Source organism: Flavobacterium fryxellicola (genome assembly GCF_900143245.1).
Lineage (GTDB): Bacteria > Bacteroidota > Bacteroidia > Flavobacteriales > Flavobacteriaceae > Flavobacterium > Flavobacterium fryxellicola.
On the sequence record NZ_FRDK01000002.1, the window covers coordinates 484,540 to 502,514 of the forward strand.

At 34.7% G+C, this 17,975-nt stretch carries 18 protein-coding genes and 1 pseudogene; 12 read left to right on the plus strand and 7 right to left on the minus strand.

The features are described 5' to 3' along the window. The 7 genes and pseudogenes from BUA03_RS05880 to BUA03_RS05910 all read left to right on the plus strand — a co-directional run bounded on the left by BUA03_RS05880 (position 1) and on the right by BUA03_RS05910 (position 5,288). Entirely contained in the window at positions 1 to 900 is a 900-nt protein-coding gene (locus BUA03_RS05880; protein WP_066077780.1) for a DUF808 domain-containing protein, read from the plus strand. Continuing rightward, on the plus strand, positions 893 to 1,342 hold the full coding sequence (locus tag BUA03_RS05885; RefSeq protein WP_066077779.1) for a GNAT family N-acetyltransferase: 450 nt from the start codon (positions 893 to 895) through the stop codon (positions 1,340 to 1,342). The genes BUA03_RS05880 and BUA03_RS05885 overlap by 8 nt, the downstream gene beginning before the upstream one ends. Positions 1,343 to 1,638: 296 nt before the next feature. After that, positions 1,639 to 1,755 (plus strand): annotated as a pseudogene (locus BUA03_RS05890) (zeta toxin); the annotation flags it as partial. A gap of 122 nt (positions 1,756 to 1,877) precedes the next feature. Next, positions 1,878 to 2,459: a hypothetical protein gene (locus BUA03_RS05895; protein WP_066077777.1), complete on the plus strand. Its 582-nt coding sequence runs from the start codon at positions 1,878 to 1,880 to the stop codon at positions 2,457 to 2,459. A gap of 83 nt (positions 2,460 to 2,542) precedes the next feature. After that, positions 2,543 to 2,989 carry a hypothetical protein gene (locus BUA03_RS05900; protein ID WP_066077775.1) on the plus strand — a complete coding sequence of 149 codons (447 nt, stop codon included), beginning with the start codon at positions 2,543 to 2,545 and terminating at the stop codon, positions 2,987 to 2,989. 396 nt (positions 2,990 to 3,385) lie between these two features. Continuing rightward, a complete protein-coding gene (locus BUA03_RS05905) occupies positions 3,386 to 4,270 on the plus strand; it encodes a mechanosensitive ion channel family protein (protein WP_066077773.1) in 885 nt (294 codons plus the stop codon). Positions 4,271 to 4,703: 433 nt separating this feature from the next. Then, positions 4,704 to 5,288 carry an ATPase gene (locus BUA03_RS05910; RefSeq protein WP_066077771.1) on the plus strand — a complete coding sequence of 195 codons (585 nt, stop codon included), beginning with the start codon at positions 4,704 to 4,706 and terminating at the stop codon, positions 5,286 to 5,288. A 187-nt stretch (positions 5,289 to 5,475) separates the two neighbouring features. Here the strand turns inward: BUA03_RS05910 and carB are convergent, their stop codons facing one another. Next, a complete protein-coding gene (carB, locus tag BUA03_RS05915; protein ID WP_066077769.1) occupies positions 5,476 to 8,328 on the minus strand; it encodes a carbamoyl-phosphate synthase large subunit in 2,853 nt (950 codons plus the stop codon). A 157-nt stretch (positions 8,329 to 8,485) separates the two neighbouring features. Then, positions 8,486 to 8,647 carry a 50S ribosomal protein L34 gene (rpmH, locus tag BUA03_RS05920; RefSeq protein WP_007136275.1) on the minus strand — a complete coding sequence of 54 codons (162 nt, stop codon included), beginning with the start codon at positions 8,645 to 8,647 and terminating at the stop codon, positions 8,486 to 8,488. Positions 8,648 to 8,810: 163 nt separating this feature from the next. On the opposite strand from rpmH, the gene BUA03_RS05925 reads away from it, so the two are divergent. After that, a complete protein-coding gene (locus BUA03_RS05925; RefSeq protein ID WP_066077768.1) occupies positions 8,811 to 9,326 on the plus strand; it encodes a hypothetical protein in 516 nt (171 codons plus the stop codon). A 64-nt stretch (positions 9,327 to 9,390) separates the two neighbouring features. Here the strand turns inward: BUA03_RS05925 and BUA03_RS05930 are convergent, their stop codons facing one another. Both BUA03_RS05930 and BUA03_RS05935 read right to left on the minus strand, forming a co-directional pair. Continuing rightward, complete coding sequence (locus BUA03_RS05930; protein ID WP_066077767.1) at positions 9,391 to 10,284, minus strand: lytic transglycosylase domain-containing protein; 894 nt, start codon at positions 10,282 to 10,284, stop codon at positions 9,391 to 9,393. A 252-nt stretch (positions 10,285 to 10,536) separates the two neighbouring features. Then, positions 10,537 to 11,193 (minus strand): alpha/beta hydrolase, encoded by a 657-nt coding sequence (locus BUA03_RS05935; protein ID WP_066078848.1) that lies wholly within the window; start codon positions 11,191 to 11,193, stop codon positions 10,537 to 10,539. A 163-nt stretch (positions 11,194 to 11,356) separates the two neighbouring features. On the opposite strand from BUA03_RS05935, the gene BUA03_RS16875 reads away from it, so the two are divergent. The 3 genes from BUA03_RS16875 to BUA03_RS05945 all read left to right on the plus strand — a co-directional run bounded on the left by BUA03_RS16875 (position 11,357) and on the right by BUA03_RS05945 (position 12,335). Continuing rightward, positions 11,357 to 11,662, plus strand: coding sequence for a pirin family protein (locus tag BUA03_RS16875; RefSeq protein WP_245792565.1), 306 nt, complete (start codon positions 11,357 to 11,359; stop codon positions 11,660 to 11,662). Between the two features lie 105 nt (positions 11,663 to 11,767). Then, positions 11,768 to 11,923 (plus strand): pirin family protein, encoded by a 156-nt coding sequence (locus BUA03_RS16880; RefSeq protein ID WP_245792571.1) that lies wholly within the window; start codon positions 11,768 to 11,770, stop codon positions 11,921 to 11,923. Between the two features lie 127 nt (positions 11,924 to 12,050). After that, positions 12,051 to 12,335: a GNAT family N-acetyltransferase gene (locus BUA03_RS05945; protein WP_066078846.1), complete on the plus strand. Its 285-nt coding sequence runs from the start codon at positions 12,051 to 12,053 to the stop codon at positions 12,333 to 12,335. Between the two features lie 62 nt (positions 12,336 to 12,397). Here BUA03_RS05945 and BUA03_RS05950 read toward each other — a convergent pair whose 3' ends face one another. Beyond that, complete coding sequence (locus BUA03_RS05950; RefSeq protein ID WP_066078844.1) at positions 12,398 to 14,032, minus strand: ABC-F family ATP-binding cassette domain-containing protein; 1,635 nt, start codon at positions 14,030 to 14,032, stop codon at positions 12,398 to 12,400. 171 nt (positions 14,033 to 14,203) lie between these two features. Continuing rightward, a complete protein-coding gene (locus tag BUA03_RS05955) occupies positions 14,204 to 15,667 on the minus strand; it encodes an alanine/glycine:cation symporter family protein (protein ID WP_066077765.1) in 1,464 nt (487 codons plus the stop codon). 355 nt (positions 15,668 to 16,022) lie between these two features. On the opposite strand from BUA03_RS05955, the gene BUA03_RS05960 reads away from it, so the two are divergent. Next, positions 16,023 to 16,556, plus strand: a complete 534-nt coding sequence (locus BUA03_RS05960) for a murein L,D-transpeptidase catalytic domain-containing protein (RefSeq protein ID WP_169807434.1) — start codon at positions 16,023 to 16,025, stop codon at positions 16,554 to 16,556. Positions 16,557 to 16,673: 117 nt separating this feature from the next. Here BUA03_RS05960 and BUA03_RS05965 read toward each other — a convergent pair whose 3' ends face one another. Beyond that, complete coding sequence (locus tag BUA03_RS05965) at positions 16,674 to 17,849, minus strand: GlmU family protein (protein ID WP_066077762.1); 1,176 nt, start codon at positions 17,847 to 17,849, stop codon at positions 16,674 to 16,676. Positions 17,850 to 17,975 lie beyond the last annotated feature (126 nt).

A 17,975-nucleotide genomic window follows, 5' to 3' on the forward strand; every position in this document is an offset into this window, starting at 1 on the left:
ATGGCATCAGGAATTTTTGCGCTACTGGATGATATCGCAGCACTTATGGATGATGTTGCCATGATGAGCAAAATAGCCACTAAAAAAACAGCTGGAATATTAGGAGATGATTTGGCTGTCAATGCTGAAAAAGCATCCGGTTTTGTGTCTTCAAGAGAAATTCCTGTATTGTGGGCTATCACCAAAGGCTCTTTATTAAATAAATTAATAATCGTACCCCTTGCCCTTCTATTAAGTTACTTTATACCATGGTTGATCACCGTCGTACTTATATTTGGTGCTTTTTATCTCGCTTATGAAGGAGCTGAAAAAATATACGAATATGTAATTCCTCACCAACGTACAGTGGATAGAGTCGAAAACACAATGCTAAGCGATGAAGATATAGTAACTTTGGAAAAAGGAAAAATAAAAGCAGCCATAATAACGGACTTTATACTATCGATTGAAATTGTGATTATCGCCCTAGGCAGTGTAATAGGAAAACCAATTTTGACCCAAATTATTGTAGTTTCTTTTATCGCAATTATAGCGACAGTTGGAGTATATGGTATCGTGACGCTTATCGTACGAATGGATGACTTAGGAATGTTACTAACAGCTAATAAAAGCAAAACATCTAAATTTATTGGTAAGCAGTTGATACGACTACTACCGCTCGTCATTAAAAGCTTGGCTTTTATAGGTACCATTGCATTAATTTTGGTCGCAGGAGGAATATTTGTGCATAAAATTGACCAACTGCATTATTTTCTGCAAGACCTGCCCTCTTTGGTGAGAGAATTCAGTGCTGGACTAATGGGCGGAATCATAGCATTATTGGTCGTCAAAGGATTTAAATTTATTTGGGGGAAGTTAAAACAAAGTATTAAAAAAAAAGACTCTACAACTAATGGTTAATATAGAACGTATCAATTACCTCAGTCCTCGCTATCCTTTAGAAACCGATTTAAGAAATCGCATTTTACTGCGTCCCATTGGTATTCCAGACCATGCTTGGGAAATGCACGATGAAAAAGCATGGCATTTTGTGGCTATTGAAAGTGATACTGTTATTGGTTGTGTGGTCTTGAATCCCCTTAATCCCGAAAAAACCAAAACACAACTGATGCAAATGGCCGTTGAGACTGCCCAACAAGGGAAAGGCATTGGGAAATTATTAGTGCAGGAACTGCTTTCTTTTTGTGAAACTACTGGAATCAAAGAAGTAGTTTGCCATGCGCGAGAAAATGCCGTCCCTTTTTACTTGAAACTTGGTTTTGAAATATATGACGAACCTTTTATGGAGGTGGGCATGTCCCATTATCACATGAAAATACGTCTTGTAGATGAAAACTACTAATACCAAAATACAAAAACAGTAGAAAAGTTTAAATTTATGCTAACTTCCTAAAACAACAAATCAATTGTAATCTATAATTGAGATGCATATTCAGAAAATGCAAAAGCCCCAAACGGGGCTTTTCCAACATATAAACTCAAAATTATTTACTCAAATACATTTTTCTTCTGGAATACAATTCGTAGAACTGATCGTCTTTCAAGTCATCAATTAACAAGATGCTTTCTCCTGTTGATTTCATTTCTAAAGAAAAAAAGATGAATTAATCAAACCTAAAATCAATTACCTTTGTATGCATGAGTAAAAATATTTACATTATTGCCGGTTGTAATGGAGCAGGAAAAACAACTGCTTCTTTTACTATTTTACCCGAAATTTTAAATTGCAAAGAATTTGTAAATGCTGATGAAATACTTTATCACTTGCGAGTGCAGGTATTTATATTTTAGGAGCAATTTGAGATGGATTATTTTTTTCAGTGCTTAAAATACTTACACGAGAGGAATCAAACAAGAAAATTAGTTAAACAATAATTATGAGCATAGAGGAAAGAAACAATTCAGAGGAAGTGGAGAAAGCAACCGCTGTAGCAGAATCAAGAATAACGTTTGCTGATAAACTTATTACTTTTTTTAACAATAATAAAGCAGCAACAATTTTAACCATAGTGTTGTTGGTTGTTTTTATTTGGTTTACCATTAAAATTGGCACAAACGAGAAAAACTTCAACAATGAAAAAAAGCAACTGATCACGCAACACGAAAGTACAATTGACAGCCTGAACATTAAACATCTGAAGTTTGCAACAGAAGTTTTTTCTTGGTCAGTGAGAAGTGAATTATTAAGAAACAACACCGAGAATTTAAACCAACTTTTAACAGTTTTTGTAAAAGAATCTGGTGCAGACTTAATTCAATTAATTAACCCGGAAAATAAAATGGTTTTGTTATCATCTGACAAAAAATTTGAAGGAAGTCCATTCCAAGGCAATTTAGATTCTGAAATAAATGAATCGGTTGTTTTGAAAGAAAAAGGAAATATAAAAATCGTAACACCTGTTATGGGGTTTAATAAAATGATAGGAATTTTGGTGGTACAAATCGATAGAGAAAAATAAATCATATAGATTAGACTAAATTTAACCTGGCTATTGTCAGAAAGTTTGGTTCGAAGAGTAATAATAAATGTAAAATAATAAAAATGAAAATAAACAAAAACTTAATAATTAGTTCAAGTCTTGCTAATCAGAATGAACTGATAGGAAATCTAGATGAGCGTATCAACGCACTGAATACAGATGCCACTAGTCAGGAAAACTCCGACAGCCAAAGCGAACATCATTCAGCTGGCACACTTGAATTAGTAGATGCATTAAACAGTGAACTTGCCTTTGCCGTTAAGGAAACGGAGTATTTAAAAACATTAGATTCTTCATCTGAAAATACACATATTTCATCCGGTGCAGTTGTAATTACTGACCAATTAATTTTTTTTATTGGAATTTCAAGCGAAAAGATTGAAATCGATGGTAATGAAATAATTAGTATATCTACAAAAGCTCCAATATATGCCTCTATGAAAGGATTAAAAAAAGGAGAAACCTTTACGTACAATGAAATGAGTTATGAAATCAAAGACATCTATTAGATAAAGAATTAAACTTTCTTACTCTAATGGGTGCAAAATTTCCCAACAAAAAAGTTACGATAGTAAATTTTTCTTTAGACTTGACAGAAAACTAAGAAATTACTAGTGAAATAATTCATTCTCATTTAGTTACAACTTTGCTGAAAGAAACGTAGTAAAAGAACCTTACGCTGCTGATACGGAAACCATAAACGTTTTCCGAATCCAGCAGCGTTTATTATGTGGTATTTAACAAAAATAAATAGTGCTAGATGACCTCAGCAGATTAGATAAGAAAAGAAGTTTTTTTTTCAATTTCAAACAGGTAATAAAAAAAATTTGAATAAGAAATACTGACATTTCAAACCTGATTGTACTTCATCAGTAGCTATTTACTCAACCTATAATTTTAATAACGTGGACAAATCGATTCAAATTTATAATGACTTAGTAGCTTATTTTCAATTAAATTACCTCAACTTAGGGATAACTCTTTTGTTTTTGATTCTTGGTTTTGTTGTGGCAAATTTTGTTAAAAGCAGAGTCAAATTACGGTTGGTTAAAAAATCCCCCAATCAAATTACAGCTAATTTCACATCGCAAATTGTTGGATTCATTTTAAAATCTATTGTGTTGTTTTCAACAATGTATTTGCTTGGGCTAGATTCGTTTACCAATAAACTATTGGCAGGTGCAGGTCTTTTAACATTTGTCATTGGTTTTGCCTTAAAAGATATAGGCGAAAATTTTTTAGCAGGAATTATTTTGGCTTTTAAAAGTCCTTATAGATTAGATGATTTGATTGAAGTCAATGGAATTATGGGACATGTAAAAGACATTAGCATAAGAGAAACTTTACTTAAGACACCAGATGGCAAAGATGTATTTTTACCCAACTCAATTATTCTTAAAAACCCTTTATTCAATTATACTTTGGATGGATTTTTACGCTACGAGTTTGAAGTAGGAATCGCTTATGAAAATAATCCTACGGAGGCCATAAAATTAATTTTAGAAACAGTAAAAAAAGTAAGCGGCGTTTTGAAAGAAAATAAAATGCCTATAATTGCTATTAATGAATTGTCGACCAATACCATTAACATCAACATTAAGTTTTGGATAAATACATTTGAATCCACAAGTCGTTCCGTACACAATAATATACGCTCCCAAGTGATGAATGATGTTCTTGAAGCACTAATTAACAATGGCTTTGGTTTACCTGCAAATATTGTGGAAATAAAAAATTATGATCAGTCAAAATCTTTTTTCATAAACTCTGCATCATCTGGAAATAAATAGTTGTTGAATGACTAAACATTGTAAAGGGAAGTACTCTAAAAATTCTGAAGAGTAGAAAATAGATGCTATCAAATAAAAATGATTATGACTTTAAAAGAATAATTACAAAAACTGGCAACAGAAAAAAACACCCAGACCGCTCTGATATGTCACAATCGTTAGCGCAGTTTTTCAAACTGTACCCCCAGTTGAGCCACTAACCACAGGTGCGAGCGTCCCACTCGTATTTTAGATAAAAAGCACCAAACGGGGCTTTTTCATCTATAACAAATTCAAGTTTTATTTACTCAAATACATTTTTCTTCTGGAGTACAATTCGTAAAACTGATCGTCTTTCAAATCATCAACAAGCTAGATCCTTTCTCCTACTGATTTCATTTCTAAAGAAAAAAATATGAATTAATCAAACCTAAAATCAATTACCTTTGTATGCATGAGTAAGAATCTTTACATTATTGCCGGTTGTAACGGAGCAGGAAAAACAACTGCTTCTTTTACTATTTTACCCGAAATTTTAAATTGTAAAGAGTTTGTAGATGCTGATGAAATTGCTAAAGGCTTATCTCCGTTTCAGCCTGAAAAAGTATCGTTTGAAGCGAGAAGAATAATGATTAAACGAATCAACGAACTTCTAGAAACAAATCAAACATTTGCTTTTGAAACTACTTTGGCTACTAAAAGTTATAAAGCAAAGATTGTCAAAGCGAAGAAAGAAAACTATTGTGTAACCCTTTTATTTTTTTGGTTAGAAACCGTTGACTTAGCAATCGAAAGAGTAAAAACTCGAGTTAGTGAAGGTGGACATAATATAGAAACCGAAGTCATAAAACGTAGATATAATAATGGTATTAAAAATCTTTTCGAAATATATCTCGAAATTGCTGATGAAGTTCTTATTTTTGATAATTCATTTGGAGAACCAGAATTAATTGCTGAAAAATCTTTTGACCCTGAGATAAAAATTTTAAGTACCATAAAATTCAATAACTTAAAAAAAAATTGGAATGAAAGAATATAAAAGATCGCTAAACCAACAAAAAATCGTTGACGGCATGAGCAAAGTATACGAAAAACTAATCGAGTTCAAAAAGAAATCAAATAGTGAACTGGTTATTCTCAGGGATAACAAAATAGTTAGAGTTAAACCTTAAACACCACAAAAAAAGCCCCAAACGGGGCTTTTTATCTATAACAAATTTAAGTTTTTATTTACTCAAATACATTTTTCTTCTGGAATACAATTCGTAGAACTGATCGTCTTTCAAGTCATCAATAAACAAAATGCTTTCTCCTGTCGATTTCATTTCAGGTCCTAATGCTTTGTTTACATTGTGGAACTTGCTGAAAGAGAACACCGGTTGCTTGATCGCGTATCCTTTTAATTGTGGATTAAAAGTAAAATCGGTTACTTTATTGTGACCTAACATTACTTTAGTTGCATAATTCACATACGGTTCACCGTACGCTTTCGCAATAAACGGCACCGTACGGGACGCTCTAGGATTCGCTTCTATTATATATACAACATCATCTTTTATAGCAAACTGAATGTTGATTAAACCAACCGTTCGCAATGCTAAAGCAATATTCTTGGTATGATCTTTTATTTGTTGCATTACAAATTCACCTAAATTAAACGGTGGTAACGTCGCATTACTGTCACCCGAATGAACGCCGCAAGGTTCGATGTGTTCCATAATTCCTATAATGTACACATTTTCTCCATCGCAAATCGCATCGGCTTCGGCTTCAATAGCACCATCAAGATAGTGGTCTAAAAGTAATTTATTCCCTGGAATCGTTTTCAATAAATTGATTACGTGCTCTTCCAGTTCCTGTTTGTTGATTACAATTTTCATTCCCTGACCACCCAACACATACGACGGACGAATCAATAACGGAAAATCCAACGTATCCGCCAAAGCAGAAGCTTCATCTGCCGTTTCTGCAATTCCAAATTGTGGGAAAGGAATTTTCAGTTCGGTTAGTAATTCAGAGAAACGCCCCCTGTCTTCGGCTAAATCTAACGCATCAAAGCTTGTACCTATAATTTTTATTCCATATTTGGACAATTTCTCCGCTAATTTCAAAGCCGTTTGTCCGCCTAGTTGTACAATAACACCTTCTGGCTTTTCATGCTGGATAATATCGTAAATGTGTTCCCAGAAAACGGGTTCGAAATATAATTTATCGGCAGTATCAAAATCCGTCGAAACTGTCTCTGGATTACAATTGATCATGATGGTTTCATAGCCACACTCTTTGGCGGCAAGCACACCATGCACACAAGAATAATCAAATTCTATTCCTTGTCCAATTCTATTTGGGCCTGACCCTAGAACTATTATTTTCTTTTTATCAGTAACAATACTTTCGTTGTCCACATAACGTTCTCCATTCGCTTTTTCAATTTCGGCTTCAAAAGTCGAATAATAGTAAGGCGTTTTTGCTTTAAATTCGGCCGCACAAGTATCTACTAATTTAAATACACGATTGATATTCATTGCAGTACGCAAGCTGTGTACTTGACTTTCAAGACAACCCATCATGTGTGCAATTTGTCTGTCGGCAAAACCTTTTTGTTTCGCTTCCAGCAAAAGTTCTCTTGGCAAAGTATCCACTTTATAGTTTGAAATCTCTTTTTCTAACGTATAAAGTTCTTCGTATTGTTTCAAGAACCACATATCGATTTTAGTGATTTCATGAATGCGACTCAATGGAATTCCAAGAGCAATGGCATCATAAATCACAAAAACACGATCCCAACTGGCAAAAGTCAGTTTCTCAATAATTTGTTCGTAGTTAGTATATCCTTTTCCGTCCGCTCCTAAACCATTTCTTTTGATTTCCAATGATTGAGTCGCTTTGTGCAACGCTTCTTGGAACGAGCGTCCAATTCCCATTACTTCCCCTACGGATTTCATTTGAAGTCCTAAAGTTCTGTCAGCGCCTTCGAATTTATCAAAGTTCCAACGGGGTATTTTTACAATCACATAATCCAAAGTCGGTTCAAATAAAGCCGAAGTCGATTTGGTGATTTGGTTTTGCAATTCATCTAAATTGTACCCTAAAGCTAATTTCGAAGCAATTTTTGCAATAGGATAACCCGTTGCTTTTGATGCCAAAGCGGATGAACGAGACACACGAGGATTGATTTCAATCGCTACAATGTCTTCTTTATCGTCAGGCGAAACGGCAAACTGCACATTACAACCTCCTGCAAAATTTCCGATGCTTCGCATCATCACGATAGCATAATCACGCATCCTTTGAAAAGTGCGATCCGATAATGTCATCGCTGGAGCAACCGTAATGGAATCTCCCGTATGAATTCCCATTGGATCCATATTTTCGATCGAACAGATAATCACAACATTGTCGTTTTTATCTCTCAAAAGTTCCAACTCATATTCTTTCCAACCCATTAAAGCTTTATCAATCAAAACCTCATGAATAGGCGATGCTTCTAAACCTCTAGTTAAAAGTTCATTAAAATCTTCTTTTTTATAGACAATCGCAGCTCCAGTACCACCAAGAGTAAACGAAGGACGAATCACTAATGGGAACCCAAATTCCTGTGCTATTTCTTTTCCTCTAAGGTAGGAAGTACATATTTCAGCTGGCGCAGATGGAACACCTATTTTTTGTAGCAATTGTTTGAACTGCTCTCTGTCTTCGGTAATATTAATCGCGTTCACGTCTACACCAATTAATTTCACACCAAAATCAGCCCAGATTCCTTTTTCATCGGCTTCTAAACACAAGTTCAAAGCCGTTTGTCCGCCCATTGTAGGCAAAACAGCATCGATTTGAGGATGTGCTTTTAGGATTTCGATAATCGATTTAGTAGTTAAGGGTTTCAAGTAGATATGATCGGCCATGGATGGGTCGGTCATAATGGTTGCCGGATTGGAATTGATTAGGATAACTTCAATTCCTTCTTCACGGATAGAACGAGCAGCTTGTGATCCCGCATAATCAAATTCACATGCTTGACCAATAACAATAGGACCTGAACCTATTATTAAAACTGATTTTATGGATGTATCTTTTGGCATTGTATAAGTAGTATTGTGTTGTGTAGTTGTTATTTCAAAAGACTAAAGTTATGGAACTCAAATCTTTTACTTGTAAATCTCCCTCTTTTTTTAACGAATAGGTATAAAAAAAGGCGATACTAAAAAAAGTAACGCCTTATTTATGTTTATACAAACATTATTTTTTGTGTCTTGGTTCGCAAGAAACAGTCAATTTATGTCTTCCTTTAGCTCTTCTTCTAGCAAGAACTTTTCTTCCATTCGCAGAAGCCATTCTGTCCATAAATCCGTGCTTATTTCTTCTTTTTCTTTTCGATGGTTGAAACGTTCTTTTGCTCATTGCTTTGTATCTTTAAAATCTTATTTATATGTCTTCTTATTTCGAATAACCGTTATTCTAAAACCGAGTGCAAATATACAAAGACTTTTTTTTCTCACAAGCAGTTTTGTAAAAATATTTTCAATTCATTTTACTATATTTGTGATCTTAAAATAAACACACTATGTTTCACAGAAATATTAAACTTATTATCGCCGGACTTATTATCCTTACTGGCATTTGGCAATTTACAGAAAGTAATATTGGTAACGGAATATTCCTTCTACTATTAAGTGCAATTCCTATTTTCCTTTACTTCAAAAATGAATTCATCTTATTGGCTTTCTTAAAACTTAGAAAACAGGATTTTGAAGGCGCTAAAAAATGGTTGGCTTACATCAAAAAACCAGAAACTGCTTTAATACAAAAACAACAAGGCTATTTTAATTACCTACACGGAATCATGCTTTCGCAAACAAATATCAACCAAGCAGAGAAATATTTCAAGAAAGCGATCGAACTTGGTTTATCAATGGATATGGACTTGGCTGTAGCCAAATTAAACCTAGCCGGTGTTGCCATGACTCGTCGTCGTAAACTGGAAGCGACTTCCCTACTGAATGAAGCTAAAAAATTAGACAAACAAAACATGTTGAAAGATCAAATTACAATGATGAAAGATCAGATGAAAAAGATATAATTTTTTTTTCACTTCTAAAAAAGGGCCAAATGATACACATTTGGCCCTTTTTTAGTTTTAACGATTAGTATCCTTTTAAAGGAATTTCTATTTGATAAGTTTTACCCGTCTCATTGATTAACTTCGTTTCCCTAAGCCAAGGATTGTGTATTTTTAAAATTTTATAATTGATCCCTTGACTTTTAGCAAAACCAGCCAAATCCGTAATCGAACTGTCAATTGTAATTTTTCGAGTTGGCAAAGATTCATATAAATCCTCGGGAGCAATAGCAAAACCATATTTTACGGGATTTTGCATAATTTCTTTTAAGGCTAAAATCCTGAATACATAGCGAGCCGTTTCTTCCGTAAGCAACAAATCATAGTAATTAGTCACTTTTTGAATATCAATTTGTCTATTCACACCCGTCATTCCTCCGTTATAGGAAGCTGCAGCCAAAGTCCAGCTTCCAAATTTTGCTTTGGCATTCAACAAATAACTGCAAGCCGCTTGCGTCGATTTTTCAAGATCATAGCGCTGATCCACATTTTCATTGACTTCCATTCCGCGTTCTTTGGCCGTATCTGGCATGAATTGCCAGACACCTCTCGCTCCTGCTGGTGAAACTGCATTCACCAATCCACTTTCTATAACAGCCAAATATTTAAAATCATCCGGAATACCATTCTTCTTTAAAATAGGCTCCATTACAGGAAAAGCACGATTTGCTCTTTTTATAGCCAAAATAGTGGAAGCATGCAAATTTACATTTATAAGCAACTCCCGATCCATACGCTCTTTAACATCGGATATTTTCAATGGTGTTTCTTCACCGGCAAAATCGAATTTTACAGGAAAATTGGTTGAGATTTCTTTAATAACATCTTTTTCCTCTGTCGGATTTTTAGCGGCAAAAATAAATATACCACTCGCAAAAATCACGGTAAGTATTATGGCAACTTTGTTAATCGATTTCATCTTTTCTTTTTTATGCCTTTTATATCCTTATAAAAGGGCGTTTACTTCTATTCTGTCCCTAATAACCTATGCTCGATTATTATTTAAAACTTAAACTATTGATTGTCTTATCACAACTTGACTTTCGATTTCCTGCAAGCTCTCTTTTTGACCTTGTAGGCATCAATCTAAATAATTATATACCTACAAGGTTTTGAAAACCTTGCAGGAAAATCACAACTTATATAAAATCAAAAAAATTAATAATCGCACTCAGCTTACTATAATGGATGGTAGATTTTCATTCAACCACCTGTATTTATTTAAAATCATAATGTGCGTTCCTCCTTTAACTACGATGCAATTCTTAATATATTTTATAGGAAAAACATCATCAGCATCGCCATGAATGTGAATTACAGTTTCATCGATGGCAGTTCTGTCCCATAAAACGACCTGTTCTACTGCCCAATTTAAGTAGCGAATATCGCGAACGGAAAGAAATTTTTGATATAGTTTTAATCTTTGATTCACCTTATTCCCAAAAGAAAATTTAGCCAGAGTTTCGATATTGGCAATTAAACGCAATGGGATTAACTTGTAGGCTTTGGTCGTTTTAGCCATCTTCAATCTTCGTGGAAATTCTGCATTGCTTCTTACACTTGAAACAATAATAACCTTTCTGGCAGCACTATATTTAGCCATTTCTTGAACCAAAATACCTCCAAATGAAACTCCAATTAAAACCGGATTTTCATGTTTGATCTTAGTAGAAATCCGCTTTGCATAATTCGTCAAGGATTCATTGTCCAGTGGAATTTCCCACTCTAATAAGTGTATTTCAAATGTTTCTTTTGGAAGGACGATCCGCTCAAAAATAGCTGCACTTGCCGCCAAACCAGGCATCAAATAAACATGGATTTTACTCATAATTGTTTTAACGATTTTATAACAACATACCGCGTTTTTATAGCGAATTTTGTATAAAATTAATTTTTTTATCGGTAACGCTCCCATTATATACTTTATATTATCAATAATTTATGACGACGCAACTCTTTGAATCAAATACCAGAGGCAAGGCTGATTTTGGTTGGCTCAACGCCAATTTCTCGTTTTCATTTGGAATTGTAATACTCTTGAGCGACAACAATTTGGCCTGTCACGTATTTTAAATGATGATACTATAGCGGGCGGAAGAGGTTTTGGCAGTCATGCGCACGCCAAAATGGAAATCATACCAATCCCTCTTGAAGGTGGTTTGAAGCATCGCAACAGTATGGGAACCGAAGGAATTATTCGCTTTGGGGAAGTTCAAGTGATGAGTGCTGGTTCCGGAATAACACATTCTGAAATGAATGCCAGTCCGAAAGAAGAGGCAAAAACATTACAACTCTAAGTATTTTCTGATACAGAAAACGGGACGCCAAGATACGACCAGAAATCATTTGATATTGAAAATCAAATTAATACCTTTGTAGACATTGTTTCGCCAAAGGATCAAATTGATGGCAATGCGCTTTGGGTTTACCAGAAAACCTTTTTCCAATTGGGAATTTTCGATAGCGACACCCGTTCGACCTACACGGTCCGAATTCCTGAAAATGGTGTTTATTTGTTTTTAATCGAAGGCGAAATAGAAATTGATAACCAATTTTGAAGGCAAGAGATGCCATGGGAATAACTAATTTTGACTCATTTAAAATCAAAGTTATTTCCAGATCAAAAATACTTTTGGTAGAGGTACCAATGAATTAAAGTTAATTATTATGGATTCAGTAATCCCCATGGAAATCACAGACAATACTTTTGCAAGACAATTTGAAACTACAGTGGAAGAAGGGTTAGTTTCGGTTGAATATTCATTCCAAGAGAAGAAAATATTTTTAACTAAAATAAATGCTCCAGAATCATTCGAAAATGAAGAATTCATCTCTAGTTTCCTAAAAAACATTATGGAAATTGCTATGGAACGAAAATTCAAAGTCGTGCCTATCTTACCTAAAATTGTGGTGTTTTTCAAAAAAAATCCAATTTATAAAGAGTTGCTTCCGCCGGGAATTAGGTTGTAATAAAAATGAGGCTGTATCCTAGAATACAGCCTCATTTTTAATTTATTAGAGATATTCACAAACTATTTCTCGATCTCTTTCATGCTATCCATTTTCTTGTGTGCCAAGAAACCAGTGATGTCTTCAAAATGTTCCACTACTCGTTTGTTTCCAAATTCAAACACTTTTGTCGCCAGTCCGTCAAGGAAATCTCTATCGTGAGAAACTAAGATTAATGTTCCGTCAAAATCCCGTAACGCATCTTTAATAATGTCTTTAGTTTTCATATCCAAGTGATTCGAAGGTTCATCCAGAATCAATAAATTCACAGGTTCCAATAATAATTTAATCATTGCTAAACGGGTTTTCTCTCCACCGGAAAGCACTTTTACTTTTTTGGTCACATCATCACCTTGAAACATGAAAGCGCCTAAAATATCTTTTATTTTTGTTCGAACGTCTCCAACAGCAATATCATCAATCGTTTCAAAAATAGTGGCGTTTTCATTTAATAAAGAGGCTTGATTTTGCGCAAAATAACCAATTTGTGCATTATGACCAATTTCTAAACTACCACCATTAATTTCAATCTCTTTCATGATCGCTTTAATCATCGTCGATTTTCCTTCTCCATTTTTTCCTACGAAAGCTACTTTTTCTCCTCTTTCAATAACAATATTAGCATCTTTGAAAACAACATGATCTCCATAAGCTTTTGACAAGTCCTTTACAATCACCGGATATTGTCCCGAACGTACTGCCGGCGGAAATTTTAATTTTAATGCCGAGGTATCAACCTCATCTACCTGGACTATAACCAACTTCTCTAACATTTTTACTCGAGATTGAACGGCATCCGTTTTAGAAAATGTTCCTTTGAAACGATCAATAAAAGTTCGATTGTCTGCAATCATGCGTTGTTGTTCATCGTATGCTTTTTGTTGATGAATACGTCTGTCTTTTCGCAATTCTAAATAATGAGAATACTTTGCTTTATAGTCATAGATTCGTCCCATTGTTACCTCAATCGTTCTGTTGGTAATATTATCTACAAAAGTTTTGTCGTGCGAAATCACCACAACTGCTTTGGCCGAATTAATTAAGAAATCTTCCAACCATTGGATACTTTCAATATCCATGTGATTAGTAGGCTCATCTAGCAAAATTAGATCTGGTTTCTGTAGAAGGATTTTGGCCAACTCAATTCGCATTCTCCAACCTCCTGAAAACTCAGAAGTCTGTCTGGTAAAATCTTCCCGAACAAAACCCAAACCTACTAATATTTTCTCTACTTCAGCTTCGTAATTTACTTCCTCAATCGCATAGAATTTCTCACTTAAATCAGAAACCCTTTCGATCAATTTCATATAGGCATCACTTTCATAATCGGTACGAATGGTCAATTGGTCATTAATCTCATCAATCTCCGCTTTCATTCCGAAAATTTCTCCAAAGGCCTTCGACGTTTCTTCCATCACCGTAGCACCGTCTGTAGTCAATAAATGCTGAGGTAAATAGGCCACAACCGCGTCTTTTGGCGCCGAAATATTTCCTGTTGAAGGTTTGCTTTGTCCTGCAATTATTTTTAGAAGCGTTGATTTACCTGCTCCATTTTTGCCCATAAGGGCAATTTTATCATTTTCATTAATAGCAAAAGAAACGTCGCTAAAAAGGGTAGTTCCACCAAACTGCACTGAGATATCGTTAACTGTGATCATTGAATTGTTGATTTGTAGATTCGGCTGTTCGATACACTGAAAACCGATTTGTTTTAAAAGGTGCAAAGATAGATTAATTAAGTAATTGGTTTACTAAAAAATAAGAGCTTCCGGAAAACAGAATGAAATCTGATTTCTAGAAGCTCTTAAAATGATCCGTATACAAAAGGACTACTCTTCTTTCTTTTTATTTATCGTATTCCAAATATGGGCATTTGACACCCCAATATCTTCTGGATGAAAAACAGGGTCAATTCCTGCTTTTCGTTGTTTTTCGTAATCCTTTAAGGCTAACAATGCTGGCTTTTGTAAAAGAAGAATGGCAATAATATTGAACCAAGCCATTAATCCCACTCCTAAATCACCAATATTCCAAGCTAATTTTGCTTGATTGATAGAGCCATACATAATCACTACCATCATAAACACTTTCAGTAAATGAGAAAAAATAGGAGATTTAAAATTCCTAGTCAAATACGAAATGTTTGTCTCAGCTATGTAGTAATAAGCTAATAGGGTAGTAAAAGCAAAGAAAAACAGTGCAATTGCAACAAAATAAGATCCAAAACCAGGCAAAACACTATCCATTGCTGTTTGTGTAAATCCGGGACCAGCCGAAACATTTTGTGCTCCTTGATACAAATAGTTGGTGGCTCCATCGGGACCTAACACTGGATTCAGCACATTATATTTTCCGGTAATCAGTAACATAAATCCAGTAGCGGAACATACCAATAAAGTATCAATATAAACCGAAAATGACTGAACCAACCCTTGCTTAGTAGGATGCGAAACATTTGCCGCAGCAGCAATATGGGGCGCTGTACCCTGACCCGCTTCATTCGAGTAAATGCCTCGTTTTACACCCCACTGGATAGCTAATCCAAAAACTGCTCCAAATCCAGCTTCCATATTAAAAGCACTTTTAAAAACTAAGGCGATAACACCGGGAAGTTTATCAATATCAATTGCGATGATTACCAAAACAATTACAATATAAGCAATCGCCATTATGGGAACGACAAATTCGGTAAATTTCGCGATTCTTTTTACACCACCAAAAACGATAGCGCCAAATATTAAAGCCACCACTACGCCTGATTTCCAAGTATCAATTTCAAATGCATTCTGTATTCCGTCTGCAACCGAATTGGCTTGAACACCCGGTAATAGGACCCCTGCAGAAACAATAGAAACTACCGCAAATAAGACACCAAACCATTTCACACCTAAACCTCTCTCGATATAAAATGCAGGTCCTCCGCGAAATTCCCCCAAATGTTTTTCCTTATAAATCTGGGCTAATGTAGCCTCTACAAAAGCGGTACTTGCTCCAAAAAAAGCAACCATCCACATCCAAAATAAGGCTCCAGGCCCTCCAAAAGCTATTGCAGTAGCCACGCCTGCAATGTTTCCCGTACCGACTCTGCCTGCCAAAGACATAGATAAAGCTTGAAAAGAAGAAACTCCAGATTCGGAACTCTTACCGTCAAACAATAACCGAAACATCTCTTTAACATGACGTATCTGTAAAAAGCGCGTTCTACAAGAAAAATAAAACCCGGTCCCTAAACACAAAATAATTAATGCATTACTCCACACAATACCATTTAACATCCCAATAATCTCTTCCATAAATCTTTTATATTTAATAATCTAAACTGAGTAAATCGTACTTGTTTTCTAATTATTTTTATAAAAATAAAACATTAAGCCTCAAAAAACTAACTCCGAAGCACTTAAAAGCCTTTTGAAAAAAAATAGTTTAAGAATCAATCCTTGATAAATTAAAAATTAGAGTATAATAAAAGTATTATTTTATAGTTTTGTATTTGAAATACAGGCCTTTGATTAATCAAAAAACTTCAAAAGAAAACTATCGAATTCCAAAGTTGTTCATTTTTTCGAGAATGGTTTAGACCCGCATAGTGAGAGTATGCCGGTAAAATGCAATTATAGGAGTTCGAGAAACTATTTTAAAAACGGAACCATGAATAAAAAACTAACTTTACTTCTTTTATGCAGTTTCCATTTTATTGTTGCACAAGGCAACCAAGAAATTGTAAAGAAAGCATACGAAATACAAACAAAATGGGGTTTTAAAGCTAAAAATAAAAACATTATAACTTTAATTGATTTTTCAAAATCAATAGAGGAAGCAAGACTTTATGTTGTTGATTTAAAAAATAGTAAAATACTACTCGAAAGCAATGTAGACCATGGTTCAGGCTCAGGCACAGGACTAACACCTAATTTATTTAGTAATATAGAAGGAAGCAACGCAACTTCCCTAGGCTGCTATGTTACTTTGCAAACGTACAAAGGCACTTGGGGTTATTCGTTGCGATTGAATGGCCTAGAGGATGACAAAAACTCAAATGCTTTAAAAAGAAACATCGTTGTCCATTCCTCAAAAAGAATGTATAGTAAATTCAGCTTAGGGTGCTTTTCTGTTCCAGACAAGAATGCTAATATGCTCATTGACTTAATAAAAAATGGCTCCCTTGTTTATGCGTATCAATAAAAAACATAAAAAGCCTCGATTACAAGGCTTTTTAAGTAATTTCAATATCTTTAAATAAAGACTAAAGCTGGAATACAAGTTGATTTAAAAGAGAATCACCCTTGAGTATCAAAAAAACTACTCTTTCCTCCATTTTTTAGTTTCCTCAAAAACATGTTCTAAAATGGCAGCCTCTCTTTCATCAAACTCAACATTTCTGCGGCTCATGACTAATCGTGCGGTTTCAAAAGCTTTTTTGGTGATGTAAGTCGTAAAACCTGAAGCACCACCCCAAGAAAAACTAGGCACAAAATTGCGCGGAAATCCACTGCCAAAAATATTAGCGCTTACTCCCACTACCGTTCCCGTATTGAACATTGTATTAATTCCACATTTACTGTGATCTCCCATCATCAAGCCACAAAACTGAAGTCCTGTTTTTGCAAATCCTTCGGTTTCATAACTCCACAATTTCACTTCTTCGTAGTTATTTTTTAGATTCGAATTGTTACTATCGGCCCCTATGTTACACCATTCCCCAAGAACAGAATTCCCAAGAAATCCGTCATGACCTTTATTAGCGTAGCCAAACAAAACCGAATTATTAACTTCACCGCCGATTCTGGAATGCGGACCAACTGTTGTTGCTCCATACACCTTAGAAGCCATTTTTACTTGCGCATTTTCGCATAAGGCAAAAGGACCTCTAATAACAGATCCCTCCATAATTTCAGAATCTCTACCGATATAGATAGGACCCGTCGACGCATTTAAAGTAACAAATTCTAACTTTGCTCCTTCTTCTATGAAAATGTTTTCAGGAGCAATTACGTTGACACTTTTTGGAATGGGCTGTGATCTTCTATCCTCTATTAAATATTCAAAATCTTCTCGAATTGCCGCATCATTCTTAGCAAAAATATCCCAAGTATTTTGAACTGTCAAACAGTCCTCGTCGTATTCTACAATCTCATAAGTATCAAAATCTACCTCTTCCTGATCTTCATTGGTATAAAAAGCAATCACTTCCTCTCCCTTAAAAATAGCTTGATTTGGTTCTAGATTACTCACCATTTCGACCAAAACATCGTTCGGAAGAAACGAAGCATTTATCATTACATTCGTTTCTAATTCCACCATTGGAAATTTCTCCGACAAATATTCTTCTGTTAATGTAGTTGTGGTAGATCCCAAACGCATTTCCCATTTTTGACGAATCGTCATAATCCCAATCAAAATATCAGCAACCGGGCGAGTAAACGTAAAAGGCAACAAGGCATTTCTAGCCGGGCCGTCAAAAAGTATGTAATTCATAAAAACTGTTTATTTATTGATTCGGTAATTTGTTGATTAAAAATGTGTTCAAACCACTTGCTTTTGTTGTATCGAGTTCAAAGTTACAAAGTTTTGAATAGCAATAAAAATAAAAGGTTCTACAAG